Below are 24,077 nucleotides of genomic sequence, written 5' to 3'. Positions count from 1 at the left end.
TTGTATCACGTCCTAATCTATTTCCATGTTATCCAAAATTTTATGATTTCTTTATATTCTTCGGGAATATTATCTTTTAATTTTGGAGTATTAAATATATAGTGTGCTATTTTTTTAATTTTTCGCCATTTTTTACTGTTAAATAATATCTGTAATTTTAACATATAATATTCAATAGTTTCATTTTTTTCCAATAATTTATTTATTAGTCGATAAGCTTCTTTACATCTATTCAATTTAAATAGTATTCTTGCTTTGTTAAATAAAATATGTTCTTTCTTTTTAATTCTTTCATCGGCTAATACAAGATCTAAAAATTTTAAATACTCGTAATAATAGTTTTGGATTACTTCTTTTTCTATAATTTCTGATTCTAAATATTTATTATAATAATCTATAATATCATTAATAACTTCAATTTTATTGTCAATGTGATATTTTTTTCGAGCATTTTCTATTAAATTTTCAAAATTTTCAGATAAAAAACTAAGGATAGTACTGGCATAATGTGCTATCTCTTTATCATCTGAATTAATAGATTTTTTTAGTATAGAAACTTTTATATCAGTATTATCAGTTATAAATTTTATAAATTCTTGTTTTCTATCATCTTCATTTTTTACATTAAGAGAGTTAACTAGACTCATTATATTTATCTCTTCAAAAACATTTACTTTTTCAAGTTGATTTCTGTTATTTATATATTTCAAATATTTTTCATAATCATCAATTATATCATTTTGTATAGGGTATTTAGTAAAAAGTTTATTTAAAATAGTCATAAAAAAACCAAATATTGGTATACACAATGCAAAATAGTTAAAAAAAGTAGTATCTTCATTTAATAAATTAGAAACTAAAATATAGATAAAATATAAAAGTAGATGTATTAATAGATAAATTTGTATATCATAATAAAAAAAATAAAATGCATCAATAGTAAATTTTATATCTAATAAAAAAAATATAGCAAGTAAAATAGTATATAACATATAATCACCTAATTTTCTAATTCGATTACAACATCATTAGAAGTAGATGTTATTAAATAAAGATAGTATTCATCATTTGAAAATAATAATTTATAGTTTCCACCAGTAATTGATTTTATTTTTTTATAATTTTTAAAATAATGATGTACAGGAAATACGGCCATTTTATAATTTAGAAAAATTTTATTGTTTTCTTGTTTTGAATAAACCTTTAATTGTTTATTAGACTTATAACTATTATAAAATTCTATTGTAGTCATAGGTCTTAAAAAAGAAAATGATTTATGAACATCATTTAAAAGTAAAGAGAAATTTTTATACAATTCTCTCCAAGTCATATTTTTAGAACGTTCTTTAGATAATAAATCATCGGGATGAATAAAATGATTAAAATATCCAAATTGAGCAATTACATTGTATATATTCCATAATTGAGAATTATCATAAATATATCCAGAGCTTATTCTAGGTAGATTATAGACACCATTAACTATTTTATTTGGTCCAAATTCTTGTAAAAGAACACCTTTTTCTTGTGAAGCAATGTAAAGTCCAGCATATACCTTTATTTCTGGAAATACATTTTTGATTGCTTTTTGTCCTTTAATTCCTATAATATTTGAAGGGGGAACATATGAATAAATAGGTATTTTACCGTATATTGAATAAATTAAGTCTTTAAGTTTTCTAAGTGATTCTTCCATTTTTTCTTGTGAAGGCCACGGATTGTATCCATAATCTTTAAAGTTCATTTCAGTATCTGTAGCTAATGAATTGTGATTGTAACCATGTATACCAAGTTCACTATTAAATTCTAAAAGTTTTCTTCCTAAATAATTTATATCATTTATATCACTTTCATAAAAATCAGGGAAATTATTTACATCTAAATTATATTGTCCTATAATAAATGCTGTAGGTTTAAAGTTATATTTTTTAAATAAATTAAATACATCAGATAATCAAATATTTTTAAAAAATACACTATTATCTATCCCATATTCTTTAAAAATTATGTCATCTTTTCCTTGTTTTATTGGAGCTGGGAAATCATCAATATGTATAAGTTTTGCATTAAATATAAAGGGTAAAAAATTATTATTTATAGAGGTAATCAATTGAAGCATTAATCCACGGTTTAATTTGTCTTGAAAAAGGCTAGAATTAACAAATAAAATTTTACTTTTATTATATTTATTTATCCAAATAATAGGATTATTTTCTGCAGTCTCTGCTATTATATCAATATTTGAATTAAAATCATTTTTTGTTATATTTAAAAGTGAATGTAAAATAACATCCGAATTCAAAGAGATATCACTTAATTTTGGAAATATATTTTTTTTGAATTTTATTCCATTTTTTATATTATATTTATAAATTTTTGGTTTTATACCAATAAATTCTTGTATATTTTTTTTGCTGGTTCTAATTAAAAACCCAATATTTACTCCAATATTAGTTAAATTTCTAAGATTTTTTTTAGAGATGTTAATTTTTTCTGTTGTTATTAATAATAGATCATTTTTCTTAATTTTTGGGAGTGGATCATTTATTTCTATGTTGATATACTCAATTTTTGCTTGTTTTAATACTGTTATTAAATTATAATAAACACTATTAATATCAGTATTATTTTTATTAAATAAAATATATATTTTATCATAGTTTTTCAATTTAGATTTACTAGAAGAATAAGAAAAATTATTTTGAGTTTTAGGCTGTTTTACCTTAAACAAACTATTTGTATTTATTATACGAAATAATTGAATAGAAAAACCAGTAATAAAAATAGTAATAATTAATATTAAGACTTTATTTTTATTTTGCATGATATACCACCAATTCAGAATCTAATTTTGATTCTATTCTTTCTTTTATTATATCCAAATATTTTATATTAGTTGCAGGTAATAAAATAGAAATTATTTTTTTATCTTCATCATATCCTAAAATATCCACATCTCGTATTACTTTTCTAAATTTTTCTTCAATTTCAAGTATAGAAAAATTTAAATTATTTTTACATTCTAAAATAATATAATTTAAATTATATTTAATTTTTCTTTCTTCTTCTAATAATACTCTTTTATTAAAATATTCTTTTTTATAAATTTTAGTGTTTTTATAATATTTTTCTATTTTTACCTTTCCTTCTGATGCAAGTTTATAGTTTTCTGCTTTTTCTAAAGCATTATTTGTCCAATCAATTATTATTTTAAATAGATTAAAAGTATATTCCGTTGTATATTCAAAATCCAATTCTTCTATATTTATTATTCCTAGAATTTCATTTCCTGCTATAATTGGCGCACTCATAATAGGAGTATCATTATTGTTATTAGAAATTTTATAATAAGATCTATTCTCTATAATGTTTTTTAAATAAGAAAATTTTTCATGTTTGATATCAATAGATGAAGGCAAAGTAAAATTATTACCGTAACGTATTTTTAATCTAAGAAAATTTTTATAATTATTTAATGTATAATATGAGACAGTTTTAGCTTTTAGAAATTTTATAATAACACCTATTATCTCTGTGAAAACTTCTTCTGAATCGAGTTTTTCCATTGAATTAGCTATTTCATAAAGAGAAAAAATACTTTCTTCTGATGTTATAATTTGTTTTTTCAATTCTTTTTTTATAAATTCGTTTTTATCAAATGTATCACGTAATTTATCATAATTCTCTTCTAAAATTTCAATTTTTTTTGTTAAAGTATTTATTTTGTCTGTATGATCATCTTTTACTTTACCAATAAAAATACCTGTAATATAAAACATTAACAAAAATTTATAATGAGAAAAATCATTAAAGAAAATAATAATATCTTTGTCTAATAAATAATAACTAAAAATAAAAAATCCACTTGCAATAGTACTTGAGATTAATGTTAGATAATTTCCATATCGAATAGCAATTAATGCAATAATTATTATATAGGGATGAATATTTAAATTAATAAATGTTTCTTTAAATGGTGAAAAATAAAAGTAATAAGTAAAAATACCTCCAAAAAGAATAATTGATTCAACTATAAGGAATATAATTTTTTTTATAATATTATTTTTTTCAGAATTAATTTCTATATTTTTGTATTTGATATTACCAATTGAAATTGATTTTATTTTTTTCATTTAAAACTTTTTGAGTGTTTTTGTCATAAGAAAAAATAAACATTGAACTAATAAATAGATTATTTATATTTTTGTCATTTATTTTTAAATTGTTTAAAATGATATTTTTAAGATGGAAAAATTTTTTTTCATATAAGATGTCTCCTTAAGCTATAGGTTATTATATTAATATACTAAAGTCTTTTAATTATTATATTTGATAAAATAGTATAAATCAAGTATAATATTATATTATAAACTAGTATAATATTATATTATAAACTGTTGATATTAAGAAAATATTAAAAAAGGAGATTTATTTTGGAAGAAATTATAATATATACAGATGGAGCATGTGCAAATAATCAAGAAAAAGAAAATACTGGTGGTTATGGTGCTGTATTGATGTATAAAGGTAAAATAAAAGAAATATTTGGTGGATATAAAAATACTACAAATAATAGAATGGAATTAATGGCGGTAATAGAAGCATTAAAACAATTAAAAAGAAAAGATATTCCAATAAAAGTATATTCAGATAGTAGTTATGTGGTAAACGGAATAAACATATGGATACATGATTGGATAAAAAAAGGAAAAATTAAAAAAAATTATGATTTATGGATGAAATTATATAATTTAAAAAAAGGTTTTAAAAAAATAGAATTTTTTCATGTAAAAGGACATAACGGAGATAGATATAATGAGATAGCAGATAGATTAGCTGTAAAAGGGAGTCAAATGTATGATTTGTTAGTTGATGAAAAAAATCTTGACTAATTTCACAAAAAGTTGTATTATTTTTATAATATAATTTTAAAATTTAATAAATTCTTATCAAGAGAAGCGGAGGGAACGGCCCTTAGATGCTTCAGCAACCTACCATTTAAGGTGTGGTGCTAATTCCGGGAATTATTGATTAAAAGTTTAAATCAAAAAATTCGAAGATGAGAGGTAGTTTATTTAGTAAAACTCTTTCATACTCGAAAGAGTTTTTTTATTAAAAATTATATATAAAAATAGGTGTACTTGTGCATAACAAGGAAGTTGGTGAGAATCCAGCACAGCCCCCGCTACTGTATTGTGGACGAAACCTTAAAAAAGTCACTGGAAGAGATTCTGGGAAGACAAGGGAGTAGGATGAAGCTAAGTCAGGAGACTTACCTATTTTAAAATTCTTCGGAGGGAAGGTGATATAATGAGGTTATTTTATGACGGTTCCTATTAATAACACTAAGATTTAAAGTTGTAATTTCAATGAAATAAAAATTAATAGGAGGAAAATTATGTATAAAACATCAGTGATAGGATTTCCTAGAATTGGAGAAAATAGAGAATTAAAAAAAATAGTAGAAAATTTTTTAAAAAAAGAAATAACAAAAAACGAATTATTAAAAGAAAGTAGTAATATCAGAAAAAAACATCTAAATATTTTAAAAGAAAATAGTATAGATTATATAACTATTAATGATTTTTCATTATATGATAATTTTTTAGATACGATATGTCTTTTAGGTGCGATACCCAAAAGATATAACGAATTAGAATTAGATGAATTAGATACTTATTTTGCAATGGCTAAAGGATATCAAAAAAATGATAAAGATGTAAAAGCACTTGCGATGAAAAAATGGTTTAATACAAATTATCACTATTTAGTACCAGAATTAGATAAAAATATTAGCTTTAATTTAAATCTAAAAAAAATATTAAGTGAATATAAAGAAGCAAAAGATTTAGAAATTACTCCTAAAATTTCTATAATTGGTCCTTATACTTTTTTAAAATTATCTAATATAAAAGAGGGAGATTTGGAAGATTATATTAATGATATCAAAGAAATTTATATAGAACTTATTCAAAATTTAAATAAACTTGATATTAGTTATATTCAGATTGAAGAACCAATTTTAGTAACAGACTTAAATAATAAAGATATTATTAATTTTGAAAATATATATAAGGAAATATTGAATGTAAAAGAGAAAAAAATATTACTTCAAACATATTTTGGTGATATTAGAGATATTTATGAAAATATCATTAAATTAGATTTTGATGCGATTGGTCTTGATCTAATTGATGGAGAATATAATTTTGAGCTTATAGAAAAATATGGAATAAATAATAAAGAGATATTTGCAGGGATTGTAAATGGGAAAAATATTTTTATAAATGATTATAAAAAAAGTATAGAAATTATAGATAGATTAGGAATAGAAAATTTAGTTTTATCGTCTTCTTGTTCTTTACTTCATTTACCATTTACAATAAAAAATGAAACTAGTTTAGATGAAAAATATAAAATTCTTTTATCATTTGCTGTAGAAAAATTAATAGAACTTAGAGAGCTAAAAAATATATTAGAATTTGAAGATTTTGAAAATCATAATAAATACAATGAAAATCAAAAAAAAATAAAATCAAAACAAAATTTAACAGAATTTTTAAATAATGAAGTAAAAGAAAAAGTTAAAAATTTAAAAGAAGAGGATTTTTATAGAAAAGAAAAATTTGATGAAAGAATAAAATTACAAAAAAAATATTTAAATTTACCAAAACTACCAACAACAACAATTGGTTCTTTTCCACAAACGTTGGAAGTTAGAAAAATAAGAAACAAATACAGAAAAAATGAGATAACAAAAAATAAATATAATGAATTTATTTATTCTAAAATAGAAGAAGTAATAAAATTACAAGAAAACTTAGAAATTGATGTGTTAGTACATGGTGAATTTGAAAGAACTGATATGGTAGAATATTTTGGTGAAAATTTTGAAGGTTTTTTAATAACTAAAAATGGTTGGGTACAATCATACGGTACTAGATGTGTAAAACCACCAGTAATATTTGGAGATATATCTAGAAAAGATAGTTTTACAGTGGAATATATAAAATATGCTCAAGAATTAACAAATAAGTATGTAAAAGGGATGCTTACAGGTCCGATAACGATTATAAATTGGTCATTTGTAAGAGAAGATTTATCAATTAGAGATATCGCTTATCAAATTGCTTTGGCGCTTCAAGATGAAGTTCTTGATCTTGAAAAATCTGGTATTAAAGTGATACAAATAGATGAAGCTGCACTTAGAGAAAAATTACCATTAAGAAAAGAAAATTGGAAAGAATATTTAGATATTGCAATAAAAGCTTTTCGGCTCACAAATAGTAAAGTAAAAGCAGATACTCAAATACATACACATATGTGTTATAGTGAATTTAAAGATATAATTAATGAGATAAAAGAATTAGATGCAGATGTTATTACAATTGAAGCAGCTAAATCAGATCTTTCCATGATAGATATATTGAATGAAAATAATTATGATAAAGAAGTAGGGCCTGGTGTTTATGATATACATTCACCAAGAATACCAAGCGTAGAAGAGTTTGAAACTGTTATAAATGAATTAACTAAGAAAATAGAAATAGAAAAATTATGGATTAATCCAGATTGTGGTCTTAAAACTCGAGGTAATAAAGAAACAATAGAAAGTTTAAGAAATATGGTAGTAGCAACAAAAAATATACGTAAAAATTTATAAAAAATCTTATTTTAAAAGCCCCTTATTTTGGGGGCTTTATTGTTTTTCTATTGATATAATTTGATTTTATTTTTTCTTGTTTAATTTTTGATTTATCATCTAAATAGATAAAGGTTATTAAAGAATTAACGGCTTTTATAGCTAGTTCACCTATTGGTCTTGAAATAGTAGACAAACCACCAAGTAATATTTCAGCAAAAGAATGATTATCAAAACCTATAATGGAAATATCTTGTGGAATATTAAAATTTTTTTCTTTAAAATATTCAATAGCTTTTACAGCCATTAAATCATTAGCAATAAAAATAGCTGTTGGCATATTATTTTTATTTTTTTCGTAAAGTTCTTTAGCTGCATTATAACCTGATTTTAGAGAAAAATCACCTTCAATAATATAATTTTTATTTAATTTAATTCCATTATCGATTAAACAATCTTTAAAAGCACGTAATCTTTCTCTAGCATCAAATTTTTTTAAATTTCCTGTAATGTGAGCAATTTTTTTATGACCAGCTTTTATTAATTCTTGTGTAGCAGTATAAGCTCCTTCATAATTTTCAGAATAAATATGAATAATATTATCATATTCACCATCTAAATATTCATCTATAAATACAGTTTTTATTTTAGAACTAATTATTTTACCAAGTATTTCTTTATCAGTTTCTCCACCAACAATTATAGCACCGCTAATAATATCTGATTTTATTAATTTGTCAAATTTATTTTTTTTAGACTGGCTATTTATAACGGATATAAGAATATTGAAATCATTATTTTCGGCAGCATCAGTAACATAGCTTATAAGTTCTGATAAATAAGGAGAATCATGAATAGAATACATCGGATTATTTGGATCAATATTCTTATTATAAAATTTATCAAAAATAAAAAGACCAATTATATTATTTTTTTTACCTGCTAAAGTTCTAGCAATAGAATTTGGGGTATAGCCATATTTATCAATAACAGCTTGTACTTTTTGTTTTGTTTTCTCGGGAATGTTAGGATAATTATTGATTACACGAGAAACAGTACTTCTAGAGACCCCAGCTAATTTAGCAATATCTTCACTTTTCATAGCAACCTCCGTTAAACGCGTGTTTATAAATATAATAAGAGATATCAAATAATTTGTCAATACTAAAAAGAAAAGTTATAAAAAAACAATGTAAGTTTAAGATTTTTATTTTTTTAAAATTTCAAAATAAAAAATTGTATTAATTGTTTTGAAATGGTAAAAAAAAACAAAAAATAGACATGATATAAAAAATGATGTATAATCGACTTAATAAAATTAAAATTTTTATAGGAGATTATATGTTTAAAAAATTTTTTTGTTTTATAATTCTTTTAGTTTTTAGTAATTGCAATAAAATAATAGATAATACTGAAGATAAATCATTAAGAAAATATGCTAAGAATTCTAATATTTTAATAGGAACAGCTATAGAAAGTATTCAACTTGAAGATATAAAATTTGCAGAGACATTAAAAAGAGAATTTAATTATATTACTCCAGAAAATAGTATGAAATGGGGATTTATTCATTCTAAAAGATATGAATTTGATTTTGATAGGGCAGATAAAATAGTAGATTTTGCGTTAAAAAATAATATGAAAGTAAGAGGTCATACTTTAATATGGCATATTGAAAATCCTGAGTGGTTATTAAAACTTGAAAATGATACATCTGTTAATTTTGAAAATATCCTTGCATATCATATAAAAACAGTTGTAAAACATTATAAAGGAAAAGTATATGCTTGGGATGTTATAAATGAAGCATTGGAATATAATAGATATAAAGAAACTTTTTGGTATAAAAATATTGGTGAAGATTATATTGAAAAAGCTTTAAAATGGACTCATAAGGAAGATCCAAATGCAAAACTTTTTATAAATGATAATATGATAGAGGAAATAAATCCAAAATCAGATTTTTTATATGAATTAGTAAATAATCTATTATCTAAAAATGTTCCTTTAGATGGAATAGGATTTCAATTTCATTTAAAATTAAATAATTCTTTAGATATGGAAAGTGTTGAGAAAAATATTAAACGATTTTTAGAATTAGGATTAGAAATAAATTTTACTGAAGTAGATATAGAAACTGAGGGAGAATTAACAGAAGAGAAATTAGAAAAGCAAGCAACAATTTATAAAAAATTAATGATATTAGTAAAAAAATATGATAAAGTAACAGCATTTACAACTTGGGGATTAAGTGATAAGTATTCATGGATTGTAAGAGAGTATGATAACAAAAATCCTGGCCTTATTTTTGATGAAGAATTTAATCCAAAACTAGCATATTATAAAATAAAAGAAATATTACAATTACCATAAAAAATTTTAAAATTATGATAAAGAAAGATCATAATTTAAAAATTTTTTTATTTATTGACAAATAGAGTATTAAAAATATACAATATAACATAGTATAAACAAAATAAAAATGGAGTGATTAAAATATATAATATTTCTGAGGAATTAAATCCAAAAAAGGCATTAATAGTAGGAGTAGAACTATTTAAAGAAAAAAATAATATTTCTATTGATGATTCATTAAATGAATTAAAAGAATTAGCCAATGCTATAGGTTATGAAGTAGTACAAATTATAAAACAATCAAAATCAAAAATAGAAAGTGCAACATATTTAGGAACAGGAAAAATACAAGAAATAAATCTTTTAGTAGATAGATATGATATAGATATTGTTATTTTTGATGAAGAATTATCTGGAATTCAAATAAGAAACCTTGAAAAAATAGTAAAAACTGATATTTTAGATAGAACAGGACTTATATTAAATATTTTTGCTGATAGAGCAAAATCAAAAGAAGGTAAACTACAAATAGAATTAGCCAAATTAAAGTATCAGCTACCAAGACTTATTGGATGGGGAAAAATGCTTTCAAGAACAGGTGCTGGGATAGGAACCAGAGGTCTTGGAGAATCAAAATTAGAATTAGATAGAAGGTATATTTCAAAAAAAATAAGTGATCTTGAAAAACAATTGAAAGAAGTAAAAAAACATAGAGAAATACAAAGAGCAAAAAGGAAAAGGAATTCTATTCCTACTGTAGCACTTGTAGGATATACGAATTCTGGAAAATCTACTCTTTTAAATTATTTTATGAAGTTAGATAATAATCATATTGAAAGAACCGAATCATTTGCAAAAGATATGTTATTTGCGACTCTTGATCCATTTCATAAACTAATAAAATTAGAAGGGAATTTAGAATTTTTATTAATTGATACAGTTGGTTTTGTGAGTAAATTACCTCATTTTTTAGTAGAAGCTTTTAAATCAACGCTTGAAGAGATAACAGAAGCAGATCTTTTAATATATGTACTAGATATATCGCGTAAAGATTATAAACATCAATTAAAAGTCACGAAAGATGTAATAAAAGAGTTAAATGCAGAAGATAAAACTTATATAACAGTTTATAATAAAATTGATAAATTATCTCAAGATGAATTAAAAAAAATTGTTATTCCAATGGAAAATTCAATTGAAATATCTGCATTAAGAGGAGATGGATTAGAAGAGCTAATTAAAAAAATAGAAATTAATTTATTTGAAGATGAGAAAAAAGTTGATATGCAAATTCCATTTATTAAAGGTAGCATAATATCATATATACTTGAAAATAGTAGAGTAATTTCAAAGGAATATAATGAAAATGGGATATTAATAACAACTTTTTTAAATAAAAAAGATTATAATAAATATAAAAAATTTATTATTAAATAAACTATTGACAGTAATTAAAAAACAATATAAAATTATTTTGAGAATCAAAATTTTATAATCTCTATAAAATGGTTTGAAATATTATAATAAAAAAGGGGTGGATTATATGATAAAAAAAATTTTAATAATATTAAATTTTATACTTATTTCAACTTTAGTATTTTCAAGTACAGATAAATTAAAAATTTATACAAGTATTTTACCACAAAAATATTTTGTTGAAAAAATAGGTGGTGATAAAGTTATAGTTGATTCTCTTGTAAAAAAAGGAATGAGTCCAGAAACATTTAAACCAACAACAAAGGATATTATAGCATTAAGTCAAAGTAAGATTTATTTTACAATTGGCTTAGAATTTGAAGAGAAATTTAAAAATAAATTAATTAAAACTATTAAAGATTTAATAATAGTAGATATATCTAAAGATATAAAGAAAAGAAAATTCAAATCAGAAGCTGGTGAACATCATCGAGGTATAGAAGATCCTCATATATGGATGTCACCTATATTAGTAAAACAGGAAGTAAAACATATATATAATACTTTAATACAATATGATACTAATAACAAAGAATATTATACTAAAAACTATATAAAATTTTTAAATGAATTAGATGAATTAAATAATTTTGTGAAATCAAAATTAGATAAATATAATGGTAAAGTAATATTAGTATATCATCCTTCTTTTGGATATTTTACAGATGAATATGGCTTAATTCAAAATTCCATTGAAGTAGAAGGAAAAGAACCAACTTCAAGAGAGCTTTTTAATATAATAAACCAAACTAAGAAATATAAAATAAATACAATATTTACTCAACCAGAATTTTCACTAAAAAGTGCTAAAATAATCGCAAATGCTATAAATGGAAAAATGGAAGTTATCAATCCTTTAGAATATGATTATATAAATAATATAAAAAATATAACTCTAAAAATAGAGGAGAGTTTAAAATGAAAAATATTGTAGTAGAGTTTAGAAATGTTAGTTTTTCATATGAAAAAGAAAGGGTATTGCAAAATTTAAATTTTAAAATATACGAAAATGAAATGGTAACAATAGTAGGGCCTAACGGTGGGGGAAAAACAACTCTTATAAAATTAATTTCAGGACTACTTATTCCGGATTTTGGAGATATTTTCTTATCTACTTCAAATATTGGATATGTATCTCAACATTCTGATTTAGATAATAAATTTCCAATTTCTGTATTTGAAACAGTTTTATTAGGAAGAGTAAAAAATTTTGGACTTATAAAAAAAGAAGATAAAGAAAAAACTATAGAAGCATTAAGAGAGGTTGGACTTGAGAAAATAAAAAACAAATCTTTTAATAGTTTATCTGGTGGTCAAAAACAACGTGTTTTAATAGCTAGAGCATTAGCAACAGAAGCAAAAATACTTCTTTTAGATGAACCAACATCAAATATTGATGTTGAAATTGGAAAAAATTTAAATTCACTTTTAAAAAAATTAAAAGAGAAAATGACAATAATTCTTATTACTCATGATACATCTTTTGTATCAAATATAACTGATAGAGTTTTTTGTATAAATAAACATTTTAAAGAGCATCCTCTTGATGTAAATATTGATAATATTATAAAGTCATCATATGATAATGATGTAGCATTAGTTCGACATGATGTAAATATAAAAGAAACAGGAGGAGAAAATGAACTTTATTGATATACTTATGAGTCCAGATATTCCTTTTTTACGTTATGCTTTTATTATAGCTATTATCGTAAGTATAAGTCTTGGAATATCAGGAAGTATTGTAGTAGTTAAAAATATGAGTTATGTAGCGGGTGCTATAAGCCATGCTATTCTTGGTGGAATAGGAATAGCACTTTATTTAGAGATAGCGCTTAATATAAAATATATAAATCCTACAATAGGAGCTCTTGTATTTGCTATTTTATCGGCATATATTATAAATTATGCTATTACAAAAGGTAAAGAACGAAAAGATACGATAATTGGTATAATTTGGTCAGTAGGAATGTCTGTAGGTGTATTATTTATATCAATTACACCTGGATATGTAGATCCAATGAATTATTTATTTGGGAATATTTTACTTATAAATAAATCAGATATTTTTTTAATTTTAGGATTAAATATACTTATATTAATATTTTTATACTTTTTTTATCATCAAATTTTATTAGTAATGTTTGATGAAGAATTTGCAAAAACTAGAGGAATAGATACAGAAAAAATACAACTTCTTATGATGATATTTATAGCTATTACAGTTCTTATGCTTGTAAGAATAATAGGTATATTAATGGTTATAGCATTACTTACTATTCCACCAGCAATAGTACAAAATGATAATAATAGCTTAAAAAAGTTAATTATAAAATCTATATTTATAAATATGATTGTATTAGTTATAGGTATATTTCTTAGTTTTTATTTAAATGTATCTGTTAGTGTAATAACTGTACTTTTACTTGGGATATTATATATAATTAGATTAAAATAAAACCTAGAAATTTTTAAAATTTCTAGGTTTTATTTTTATTTATTTATTTTTATATCTCTATCAATTATTATTTGTTTTACTTTTTCGAGATCTTCTCTTGTATCAACACCATGTATTTCACATGTAGTTTCTAAAACTTTTATTTTATAACCATTTTCTAGTGCTCTGAGTTGTTCTAGTGATTCTGATTTTTCAAGGGGAGTTTGTTCCATTTTAGCATAACGGAGTAAAAATTCCCTGTTATATGCATAGATACCAATATGTTTATAATAGTTATCTATGTCAAGATGTCTTGGAAAAGGAATTATACTTCTTGAAAAATAGATAGCATAATCATTTTTATCACAAATAACTTTTACAAAATTTTCATTTTTAACATTTTTAAAATCTATAATTTTATGTTTTAAAGTAGCCATTTTTAATTCATTTTCATTTTTAAAAGCATTTATTAAAGAGTTAATCATCTCTTTTTCAATTATAGGTTCATCACCTTGTATATTAATTATTACGTTATAATCACTATATTTTTCAGCTATTTCAGCTATTCTATCAGTACCAGTATTATGTTTAGTTGATGTCATTTCTACTTTACCACCAAATTTAGTTACAGTATTGTATATTCTAGAATCATCTGTTGCTACAATTACTTCATCTAAATTAGATAATTTAGCTTTTTTATATACCCATTCGATCATAGGATGACCATGAATATCAGCTAAAGGTTTCCCTTCAAACCGAGTAGAACCGTATCTAGCAGGTATAACACCTAAAAATTTCATAACTTACCTCCATCTTTTATGTAGCCACATCCATTGTTCAGGATATTCTCTAATAATATTTTCATATTCTTTTATTATTCTTTTCATATTTAATATTATATCTTTTTCTAAATTACCAGTTTTAAATAAAATAAATTCTTTTTTTATATGAATAGTAGATGTATTATCTTCATTTAAAGTATTAAAAAATAACACAATAGGAGCATTATATTTTAGAGCAATAGTAATAGCACCTGTTGACATACGAGTAGGTTTACCAAAAAAATCTAATTCTATTCCTCCACTATCATAATGATCAGAAAAAAGAGATATTAAATTCTTATTTTTGATTGCTTTAATTAATTCTCTTATTGTTGTTTTACCTTTGTATATTAAATTAATTCCAGTTTTTCTTCTATTATTATTTATGAAATCATCTAAATAGGGGTTTTTTTGCCGTCTTATTACATCATATGTTTTATAATATTTTGCTAATTTTAAATTAGCCTCAATATTTCCCATATGTAGTCCAACTAAGATAACTCCTTTATTTTTATTATATATATCGTCTAAAAGTTTTTTGTTTTTTATTTTAACTTTATCAGTTTCTATTATATTAGGAGTCCAAAATCCAGCTAGAAAAGTTTTTCCTATAATTTCAAAAGATTTTTTAGCTATTTTTTCAAGTTCTTCTTCAGATTTTTCAGGAAAAGCAATTTTCAAGTTTTTATAAGTTATTTCTCTTCTACTATTAATATATTTATATGCAAGCTTTCCTAAAAATCCACCAAAATTATATCTAGAATTTTCAGGAAAAAGCATTAATAGTTTATATAATAACTTAATAATAATAATTTCAAATTTATGTACCAAAGATTATCACCTCATATTTTTTTATTAAATGATATCATACTATATGAAATATATCAATAAAAATTACTATATTACTTGTAATCATTGGATAAATAAAGTATAATTTAAAGAGAATAACTGCTTAATAATTTTTATTAAATAAAAATATATATAATAAAAAAATTTAAACTACTAAAATTAATAAAGAATTAGAATTTTAGGACAAACTAAAAAAAAATAAATACTAGAAAGGAGTAGATGAATGAAAAAAATATTATTATTTATCACTTTTTTAATTTTAACAATATCATGTAGTAATACTCAAAAATCATTTAAAACAAAAATTGATGAGAAAGTAAAAACAACTGAGAATTTAGATATAATTGATTTAGGCATAAAAGAGGTTAAAAAAAGTGAAAATAGCTATTGGTATGATAATTTTTCAGCATTTAGAGAAAGTTATAAAAAATTCAAAATAAATTCTGATTTATTTTTAGGAATAGGTGGAATATACCTTACACAAGAAAAAGCATTAGAAAGTGCGAAAAAAAATGGTGAAGAAAATATAAAAAATTCATTATCTGTGAGTGGATTAACAAAAGAAAATTTTGGTAATATAATTGATACAGTATTAGAAGTACATAATGTTAAATATAAAGGAGAAGAGGTTTTAGGGTATAAATATACAATTTTATTAGAAGTAAATAAAGTTAGTGCTGTACAAAAAGTTGAAGAAAGAACAAAATTAATACAAGAAAGTAAAAAAGCTTTAACTGAAAAAGAAAAAAAAGCTTTGGAATATGAAAATAAAGGAGACATTAGTTTAAAAGAAAAAAATTATTTAAAAGCAATTATAAATTATAAAAATGCTAAAGCAATATATGCAGAGATAGAAAATGATGAACAAGAAAAGAAAATTGATGAAAAAATAGCACTTGTAAATCAAATTAAGCTAAAAGAAAAAGAAGAATATGAGAAAGAACAACTTGAATATAAAAAACAGATAAATAAATTAGAACTTTTAACAAATCCAAATAAATTTGATTTGATTAGATTAAAAGATTTATATTTAAAAACAAGACAGATAAAACAAGCTGAAGAAATAGAAAAAAAGATTCAAGACATAATAGAAAAAGAAGAGGTTTTAATTAAAAAAAATGAAATTAGAAATTATATAAAATCTTTTACAAAAGATGGATATTATGAAAGTAATTATATTGTATATTTTGATAATTATAAAAAATATTTTGATGATAATATTTTAAATAAAAAATTATTAAAAAGTGAAATAGAAAAAGAGATATTAGAAGATAACTTAGCGATTGTATTTCCTAAATCAATATCTAATACGAAAAATTTAGATATTTTTATTGATGAATTATCATATAAATATAACAAATCTCCTTCTGCATATGAATCAGACGATAGAATAAATGATTATTCGATATATAAATATAAAACGTGGAATATAATAAAAGTAGAAAATTTAAAAATAATAACAGAAAAGGGAAGGTATGGTTATAAAGCATTGTTTTCTGTAAGATATACATATTTTGATTTTAAAAATAATACAAAAAAAGAGGTTAATATACCATTAACTAGGTCAATATATACTGATTATACAACTGAAGAACAAGCTATATTAGAAGTTATAAAAAATTTACTTTCAAAATATTAAGGGGCTCGTATGAAAAAAATTATTCTTTTTTTTATAATCTATTTATTATCATTTGCTTCATTCGATAATTTGTTGAATACAGAATTAGAAAAAAATAGTGATGTAATAATAAAAAAATTATTAGAAGAAAAAAATAAAGGAAAAGAATTAGATGTTGGATTTTTTTCTAAAAATAAAAATAAGATTTCAGAAAAAATAATAACAAAATTAAAAGAAAAGTTAGTTTTAAAAAATAAAGATATAAATATTTTAAGTGAAAATTATGAAGAAGTAGATGAAATACTAAAAAAAGAAAATAATGATTTTTATGAAGATAAAAGAGTAGTAGGAATATTAAAAAAGACAAAATATGTAATAAATATAAAAATTAATGAATACACTATTAAAAATTATTTTTATCTTAAAAAAGATGAAAAAATTAATTTTGATATTGAAATAATAGATCTTAGCTCTAAAAAAACTATTTTTAATAAAAATAGTAATATAGAATTTAATAAAAAAGTAAAAAACTATAAGATATATCTATTGTCATTATTTTTATTTGTTTTTGGTTTACTTATATCATTTATAACTAAAAAATATTATACAATAAAAATAATGAGTATAACGGTATTTTTAATAATAATTTTAAATATTTATTATTTGATAATATAAAAACCCCCTTTAATTAGGGGATTTTTAATTAGAACTATTATTTAATAAAATATCATTTAAAACAAAATTCAGTTTATTGTCAATGAATTCAGTTTCTGTATTATCATCATAAATAATATTATCAGGAATTAATAAATAATAATTATTAATTCTTTCAACATATTTATAAGGAATAGAAATAATAATTTTACTTTTAGGTAATAAATAAATAATATTACTATTTATAGATTTTAGTTTAAGATTTTTCTTGCTATCTTCTCCTATTATAACAGCATTACAATATTTTTTTAAAAAAATAGAAAAATCTATTGAAGAATTTTCACTAAGAGTATTTTCTAATATATAAATTTTACCATTATATTTTTCATAATTTCTATTTATTTTATTGTTATTTTGCTGAATATAATGCTTATTTGAATTATTAAAAAATAAATTTTTTAAATTATAAAAATCATTATTTTTTTTATAATAAATATCATTAAAAGTATAATTATTTATTATATGTTCTTTGTAAAGTTTTTTAGTTTTTAAAAAATAATCCGTGTAAAAATATTTTGTATCTTTTATAAAATAAGATAATATATTAGTTATATTAGTATTGTCAAAATTATTACGAATATCAATAATTAAATTTTTTTTATATTTAAATTTTTCAAAATATTTATTAAAATTATTAATATCATAATCATAAAATTTTATATAAGCTATATCATTTGAAATTTCTTCGTAAGAAATACTGTTTTCATATTCTATAATATTTATTTTTTTTGGATTTAAAGTTATATTTCTTTCGATACCATTCAATTTATAAGTTATATTATAGCTATTAAAATCACCATAAAAATATTTAAAAAATAAGGAAAAATTATGATTGATTTCTAAAGAGCTATAAGGAAAAATTTTTGAATATGAACTAGATTCATAAATTGATAAATTTTTAAGTATTGTATCAATATCAATATTATTAATTTTAGTGATTTCTCCATTAAAAGGTAAATTTGAATTTATTGTTTTATTAATTATTTTTCCATTTATATTTTTTATATTTAAATTTAAGTAATTATTATTTAATAACTTATTTTCAATAAAAGTTGGGTGATTAATTTTTATATTATGGTCTTTTAAATTATGTCTAATTATATTTAGCGATTTATATAAATAAAAATAATCATTTTGAAAATTATTTAAAATATTATTCTTTAATTTTAAATATTCATTTTTAGATATATTATTTTCTAATAAAGGATAATTAGTTTCTAAAATTTTAGTAAATAAAATAAAATCATTTTTATAGCTACTCAAAGAATAAGAAAAATCAAAGTAAATAAACATGATTAAAATCAAAATAAATTTTTTCATTAATAAAAACCCCTTTAATAAAATTATATCTACATAATAGCATATTTTAATAATATAAATCAAATAAAAAAACTGCTAAAATTAGCAGTTTAAAAATCATTATTTTTTTCCAAGTGGAATAATATCTTTTTTTAGTGATTCATTAATAATTTGTCCAAATGCATCATAGATAGCTAATGCACCAGTTAATATTCCTTCGTAACCAGCAATAGTATGTAAAGTATGACTTCCTGTAAAATCAGATATAGCAAGTAAAACAAATAATATTGTTAAACTTAAAAATACAAATTGACTAATTTTTGCAGCATTAAGAGTAGCTATAAACATACCAAAAGTCATAATTCCCCACATTAATAAATACCATCCCATAGCAGTTGGAGATGCTTTAGGTAATCCTAATAAAGGAAGAGTCCATATAGCAACTAAAGTTAACCAAAATGCTCCATAAGAAATAAAAGCAATAGCTCCAAAAGTATTTCCTTTTTTACTTTCTAGTATACCTGCTATAAGTTGTGCTATTCCACCATAAAAAATACCCATTGCCATAATCATCACATTCAATTCAAAAAAACCTGCATTGTGTAAATTAAGTAATACAGTAGTTAATCCAAAACCTAATAACCCTAAAGGTGCTGGATTTGCAGTTGTGTCTTTAATTATTCTTTCCATTATTCCTCCCAATTTAAAATAAAATATAAAAAATACAGAAATTATTATAGCATAATGGACATTATAAGTAAACTTTTATTTTGTCTTTCACGTAAAAAATATAACGAAGATAATAAAACTATTTATTATTTATTATATCTATATCATTTTTTGTTTTTATTATATTAATCCCTTGTTCTTGTATCATTATTTCGTATTGTTTTCTGATTTTATTTTTTTCTTCTTTGGGAACTAATTCTTCATTATTTTTAGCTTTTAAATGAAGTTCTTTAAGTTTAGAGTCTACTTTTTTCCAATATTTATTATTACTACTTCTGCCTCTAGGAATAACAGAAATGATTTTATTTACAACCATTTTCATTTCAGGTTTTAATTCATGTTCAAATAATGTTGCAATACCGAGCTTTACAATTACTTGAGTTGTTACAGAATCACCAGCTTTTTTAAAAGCTTCTTTAACTTTTCCTTGTGATATATTATCGATACTATCTAAAGCTCCTTCGATATCAATATGTCTATTATTAATATTTATTACTTTTTGCCAAATAAATTTTTCAAAATTATAAAGACGAACATTTAAATAAATATATCTAGAATTGTAAAAAGGCAATGATTTTATTCCCATATCATAAATATCAATATATAACAAACCATCAACATCAAGTATTTCGCAAAGTTCTAAAGGATGAAATGCACTTAATAATGCGCCATCTGTTATTCCAGCATTTATAAGTCTTTCATTTGTAGTTTTTATATTTTGAATTAAATATCCTTTAGGATTTTGCTTTAAACTTTTATAGAGAAGGTTTCTTTGAACATATCCACCAAGAACATCATTAGAAAAATTATTAGCTGGTAAAATAGCAAGTCTAGCAGGTGGAGGACCACCATCTACCTGCATAATAAAAGTTTTTTTTGGTTCGCAAGATATAAAATTTATAATAATTAAAAGTATATAAAAAGTTTTTAAACTAGAATTTTTAATCATAAAATTCTCCAATTAAGTAATTTATTTTTTTAATCTTACAATGGCAGGAATGTGAAAGAGTTTTCCATTATAAGTACATTTTGAAGCATCATCACCTAAATAATCTGAGACAGTTGCTGTTCCTACATATTTTTCTTCATAGCCAAGAAGTTTTCCATCAAGTTCAATTGCTTCTCCTTGTTCATATACTTCAAGTTTAGCCCCAATTGGTAAGTTACTTTTTATTCCAGCATTTATATATATTTCTCTTGGATTAGCTTTTGCTACTCTTGCACTCCAAGGTCTCTTATCTACTGTTTTAACAAAAGAGTCTAATACATCAACTACAGCAGCTCTTAAAGCATCATTTTCTATACTTGAATTATAGCTATTTGTTTGTCCCATTCCAAGAGTAGTTTTAGAATTAGTACTACCAGAGCCTTCACCTACATCAGCTAATACCACTTCACCGGTTCTTACGTCAATAAGTCTTAAATCAAATGCTACTTCTATTGATTGGGATTTTTTATTTGAAACTAAGCCTTTTTTTCCAGATATGTTTACAGCATATTTAGTAACAGCACCAGTTACAATATAGTCAGCATCTAATAAATTTTGTTCACTGGCTATTTTACCTTGTCCAAGTCCTTCAGAAAAATTAATTTCTTGCATTATTTTATCTACAGAATCTCTTTCTAAAACTATAAACCTATTAGTTTGAGTAAGTTCAGTAGACAAAATATCACTTAATAATTCACCTACATTTCTTTTTTTAGCTAATGGAATAGCAGAGCTAAAAGTAGAAATAGCTATTTTAGTTTTAGGTACTATAGCTTCTTTTTCAGTTTTGTATTCACGTAATGTAGTTAAATTATCTTCTTTTTTTATTGTAGGACTATTACTACAAGAAATAATAGTTAGCAATAACATTAATGTTAATATAATTTTTTTCATATGAATTCCTCCTAAATAACTAAATTAAAATCCCTTATAATTCATTTAAAACTATTTTTAATATTTCTTCTTTTGATAAATCAGTATTAAATCCTGCTGCTTTTTGATGACCGCCACCATTAAATATTTTGGCTATTCTATTTACATCTTTTTCATTAGAACGAAAACTTCCTTTTATATCACCATTTTCTGTTTCTCTTAAAAATAAAGAAACTTCAGCTTTATCATAATCTCGAAGTGCTTCAACAATTCCTTCTGTATCTTCTTTTTTTCCATTATATTTTTTTAATGTTTTTTGAGATAAATAATAAAAACTAAGTTTTTTTTCTTCAAAAAATTCAAAATTATTTAAAGCTTCACCAAGAAGTTTTATTCGAGCATAACTTTTTTTATTAAAAAATTCTCTAACTACTTTTTCATTATCAAGACCAAGTTTTTTAAGCTCAGCGACTACCATTAAAGTATCATAGCTTACATTATTATATGCTAAATTACCTGTATCATTTACAATTCCCATATAAATAGATTCAGCAATATCAAGATCAATTTCTATATTTAATTTTTTTATAAAATTATATATTATTTCAGAAGTTGAAGAACTTTTAGGATCAACATAATTTAAATCTCCGTAATTTGTATTACTTATATGATGATCAATATTTATTAATGTAGTATTTGCAGTAATAAATTGCTTAATTTCATTACCAAGTCTATCAATAGAAGCACAATCTACAGCAATAACTGTGTCAAATTTATATTTTGTATTTATATATTTAGCTTTTTCAATAAGAATAGAATGAGTTAAAAAATTTGTAGTATCAGGTGCTTTATCTTGTAATATAAATCTAATTATTTTTTCGTTATCTTTATTTAATTTATTTATTGCTAAAGTTAGAGCTAAACCAGCACCTACACAATCTCCATCTGGATTTATATGACCAGTTATCATTATTCGGTTTGCAGAATTTATTTGAGCAATTATCTCTTTCAAAATGTTTCCTCCTTATATTATGATGAAATAATCTTAAAATTTTCTTTAAGTAAAAAAATTGTTGTAATTCCATTTCCTTTGATTAATTTTCCACTAAAACTCCCATCATATATTTCTCTATATCCACATGATGGACTTTTAGATTTTAAAATTGCTATTTCACAATTATTTTTATTAGCTATATCTAATGTTTTTCTAGCACCATTAATGAAATTAGTTGTTACATCTTTTCCTGTTTTATCAATCACTTTATTATTATTTTGTATTTCTGCGGGTGGTCTAGGTATTTTTAATTCTCCAAAAGTTTCAGGGCAGACTTGAAGAAAATCAAATTTTAATAGACGAGAATAAAGGTATCTATAATTATGACCACCATTATATTTACATCTATTTCCCATTAAACAAGAACTAATTAGTATTTTTTTTGGATAATTATATTTTTCTATATTTCCTTTAGCTTGTTTTATAAAAGGTATTATTTTATTTTTATTATCTATAATGTCAAGTAAAGGATATAATACAAAATTTCTTTTTTTGTATTCTTTATGAGGGATAGTGAGTTTATTAGTCTCAATTTTTAAATTTTCATAAAAAATTATATCAATATCGATATTTCGAGGCCCCCATTTAATTTCTCTTTTACGTCCCATTTTTTCTTCTTCTATTTTATTTATTTCTTTTAAAAGTTCAAAAGGGAGTAATGAAGTTTCTATTTTTATACAGCAATTAATAAAATTGTCTTGAGTTATATTACCATAAGGTTCTGTTTTATAAAAGTCAGAAATTTTTAATATTTTTGTATTTTTTAATTTAGAAATATATTCAAAAGCTTGAATAAGGTTATAAATAGGATTATCAAGATTTGACCCTAAGCTTAAATACACTACATTATTCATAATCTTTCTTCTCTCTTTCTAATGTAATAGATACATAATCAAATATTCCAGGAATTGGTGCATTTGGTTTTTTTATTTCAATAATGATTTTATTCATATTATATTTTTTAAAAAGTATTTTACATATATTTTCACCAAGTGCTTCAATTAGTTTATAATTCTTTTTTGTAGCGATGTTTACAATATCATTATATACGTAGCCATAATGGATAGTCTCTTCTAAATTATCATTTATTCCAGCTTTTTTTAATGAGGTATACATATCAATATTAATTATAAATTTTTGTCCTAAAACATTTTCTTCTTTTATAGCACCATGATACCCGTAAACAACTATATTTTTTATTGAAATTTTATCCATAAACACT

21 protein-coding genes, 2 pseudogenes and 2 riboswitches are annotated in these 24,077 nt (G+C 22.1%); of the genes and pseudogenes, 9 read left to right on the top strand and 14 right to left on the bottom strand.

The features are described 5' to 3' along the window. Positions 1–17 precede the first annotated feature (17 nt). The 3 genes and pseudogenes from EV215_RS03955 to EV215_RS03940 form a co-directional block, all read right to left on the bottom strand. Positions 18–992: a hypothetical protein gene (locus EV215_RS03955; protein WP_134112698.1), complete on the bottom strand. Its 975-nt coding sequence runs from the start codon at positions 990–992 to the stop codon at positions 18–20. Between the two features lie 8 nt (positions 993–1,000). Next, positions 1,001–2,824, bottom strand: a pseudogene (locus tag EV215_RS10610) (DUF2194 domain-containing protein). Next, entirely contained in the window at positions 2,814–4,133 is a 1,320-nt protein-coding gene (locus tag EV215_RS03940; protein WP_134112695.1) for a GAF domain-containing protein, read from the bottom strand. Before EV215_RS03940 ends, EV215_RS10610 begins: the two are co-directional and overlap by 11 nt. A gap of 300 nt (positions 4,134–4,433) precedes the next feature. Between EV215_RS03940 and EV215_RS03935 the strand changes: the two genes are divergently transcribed. Continuing rightward, entirely contained in the window at positions 4,434–4,892 is a 459-nt protein-coding gene (locus EV215_RS03935; protein WP_134112694.1) for a ribonuclease H family protein, read from the top strand. 51 nt (positions 4,893–4,943) lie between these two features. Further along, positions 4,944–5,066, top strand: a riboswitch (SAM riboswitch). A 50-nt stretch (positions 5,067–5,116) separates the two neighbouring features. Beyond that, a riboswitch (cobalamin riboswitch) is annotated at positions 5,117–5,294 on the top strand. A gap of 104 nt (positions 5,295–5,398) precedes the next feature. Then, complete coding sequence (gene metE / locus EV215_RS03930; RefSeq protein ID WP_134112693.1) at positions 5,399–7,663, top strand: 5-methyltetrahydropteroyltriglutamate--homocysteine S-methyltransferase; 2,265 nt, start codon at positions 5,399–5,401, stop codon at positions 7,661–7,663. Between the two features lie 22 nt (positions 7,664–7,685). On the opposite strand, the gene EV215_RS03925 is transcribed toward metE, so the two are convergent. Continuing rightward, positions 7,686–8,744, bottom strand: a complete 1,059-nt coding sequence (locus EV215_RS03925) for a LacI family DNA-binding transcriptional regulator (protein ID WP_134112692.1) — start codon at positions 8,742–8,744, stop codon at positions 7,686–7,688. A gap of 239 nt (positions 8,745–8,983) precedes the next feature. On the opposite strand from EV215_RS03925, the gene EV215_RS03920 reads away from it, so the two are divergent. From EV215_RS03920 to EV215_RS03900, 5 genes are all read left to right on the top strand, one after another. Next, entirely contained in the window at positions 8,984–10,015 is a 1,032-nt protein-coding gene (locus tag EV215_RS03920; RefSeq protein WP_166667341.1) for an endo-1,4-beta-xylanase, read from the top strand. A gap of 114 nt (positions 10,016–10,129) precedes the next feature. Further along, a complete protein-coding gene (gene hflX / locus EV215_RS03915; RefSeq protein WP_208320328.1) occupies positions 10,130–11,434 on the top strand; it encodes a GTPase HflX in 1,305 nt (434 codons plus the stop codon). A gap of 106 nt (positions 11,435–11,540) precedes the next feature. Continuing rightward, the gene (locus tag EV215_RS03910) at positions 11,541–12,395 is read left to right on the top strand and encodes a metal ABC transporter solute-binding protein, Zn/Mn family (protein WP_134112690.1); all 855 of its coding nucleotides are present in this window, start codon (positions 11,541–11,543) and stop codon (positions 12,393–12,395) included. Beyond that, positions 12,392–13,126 carry a metal ABC transporter ATP-binding protein gene (locus EV215_RS03905; RefSeq protein WP_134112689.1) on the top strand — a complete coding sequence of 245 codons (735 nt, stop codon included), beginning with the start codon at positions 12,392–12,394 and terminating at the stop codon, positions 13,124–13,126. Before EV215_RS03910 ends, EV215_RS03905 begins: the two co-directional genes overlap by 4 nt. After that, on the top strand, positions 13,113–13,931 hold the full coding sequence (locus EV215_RS03900) for a metal ABC transporter permease (RefSeq protein ID WP_134112688.1): 819 nt from the start codon (positions 13,113–13,115) through the stop codon (positions 13,929–13,931). Before EV215_RS03905 ends, EV215_RS03900 begins: the two co-directional genes overlap by 14 nt. A 35-nt stretch (positions 13,932–13,966) precedes the next feature. Here EV215_RS03900 and kdsB read toward each other — a convergent pair whose 3' ends face one another. Together kdsB and EV215_RS03890 are read right to left on the bottom strand one after the other, a co-directional pair. Beyond that, positions 13,967–14,710 (bottom strand): 3-deoxy-manno-octulosonate cytidylyltransferase, encoded by a 744-nt coding sequence (gene kdsB, locus EV215_RS03895; protein ID WP_134112687.1) that lies wholly within the window; start codon positions 14,708–14,710, stop codon positions 13,967–13,969. Between the two features lie 3 nt (positions 14,711–14,713). After that, positions 14,714–15,562 carry a lysophospholipid acyltransferase family protein gene (locus EV215_RS03890; RefSeq protein ID WP_134112686.1) on the bottom strand — a complete coding sequence of 283 codons (849 nt, stop codon included), beginning with the start codon at positions 15,560–15,562 and terminating at the stop codon, positions 14,714–14,716. 241 nt (positions 15,563–15,803) lie between these two features. Between EV215_RS03890 and EV215_RS03885 the strand changes: the two genes are divergently transcribed. Together EV215_RS03885 and EV215_RS03880 are read left to right on the top strand one after the other, a co-directional pair. Beyond that, on the top strand, positions 15,804–17,219 hold the full coding sequence (locus EV215_RS03885) for a hypothetical protein (protein ID WP_134112685.1): 1,416 nt from the start codon (positions 15,804–15,806) through the stop codon (positions 17,217–17,219). Positions 17,220–17,228: 9 nt separating this feature from the next. Next, entirely contained in the window at positions 17,229–17,873 is a 645-nt protein-coding gene (locus tag EV215_RS03880) for a hypothetical protein (RefSeq protein WP_134112684.1), read from the top strand. 24 nt (positions 17,874–17,897) lie between these two features. On the opposite strand, the gene EV215_RS03875 is transcribed toward EV215_RS03880, so the two are convergent. The 8 genes and pseudogenes from EV215_RS03875 to folB all read right to left on the bottom strand — a co-directional run bounded on the left by EV215_RS03875 (position 17,898) and on the right by folB (position 24,070). Continuing rightward, positions 17,898–19,232: a S41 family peptidase gene (locus EV215_RS03875; protein WP_134112683.1), complete on the bottom strand. Its 1,335-nt coding sequence runs from the start codon at positions 19,230–19,232 to the stop codon at positions 17,898–17,900. Between the two features lie 99 nt (positions 19,233–19,331). Beyond that, entirely contained in the window at positions 19,332–19,901 is a 570-nt protein-coding gene (locus EV215_RS03870) for an acetate uptake transporter (RefSeq protein WP_134112682.1), read from the bottom strand. A 118-nt stretch (positions 19,902–20,019) separates the two neighbouring features. Further along, the gene (locus tag EV215_RS03865; protein ID WP_134112681.1) at positions 20,020–20,889 is read right to left on the bottom strand and encodes a hypothetical protein; all 870 of its coding nucleotides are present in this window, start codon (positions 20,887–20,889) and stop codon (positions 20,020–20,022) included. A gap of 21 nt (positions 20,890–20,910) precedes the next feature. Further along, on the bottom strand, positions 20,911–21,822 hold the full coding sequence (locus EV215_RS03860; protein ID WP_134112680.1) for a CsgG/HfaB family protein: 912 nt from the start codon (positions 21,820–21,822) through the stop codon (positions 20,911–20,913). A 34-nt stretch (positions 21,823–21,856) separates the two neighbouring features. Then, positions 21,857–22,771, bottom strand: a complete 915-nt coding sequence (locus EV215_RS03855) for a DHH family phosphoesterase (RefSeq protein WP_134112859.1) — start codon at positions 22,769–22,771, stop codon at positions 21,857–21,859. 59 nt (positions 22,772–22,830) lie between these two features. After that, positions 22,831–23,259: a 2-thiouracil desulfurase family protein gene (locus tag EV215_RS10745; RefSeq protein WP_442786023.1), complete on the bottom strand. Its 429-nt coding sequence runs from the start codon at positions 23,257–23,259 to the stop codon at positions 22,831–22,833. Between the two features lie 60 nt (positions 23,260–23,319). Beyond that, positions 23,320–23,709 (bottom strand): annotated as a pseudogene (folK, locus tag EV215_RS10740) (2-amino-4-hydroxy-6-hydroxymethyldihydropteridine diphosphokinase); the annotation flags it as partial. After that, positions 23,702–24,070 (bottom strand): dihydroneopterin aldolase, encoded by a 369-nt coding sequence (folB, locus tag EV215_RS03840; RefSeq protein ID WP_134112679.1) that lies wholly within the window; start codon positions 24,068–24,070, stop codon positions 23,702–23,704. The gene folB and the pseudogene folK, both read right to left, overlap by 8 nt. Positions 24,071–24,077: the final 7 nt, after the last annotated feature.

It is taken from the genome of Hypnocyclicus thermotrophus (assembly GCF_004365575.1).
GTDB classification, from domain to species: Bacteria; Fusobacteriota; Fusobacteriia; order Fusobacteriales; family Fusobacteriaceae; genus Hypnocyclicus; species Hypnocyclicus thermotrophus.
This window is presented reverse-complemented; position numbering and strand designations above follow the sequence as displayed.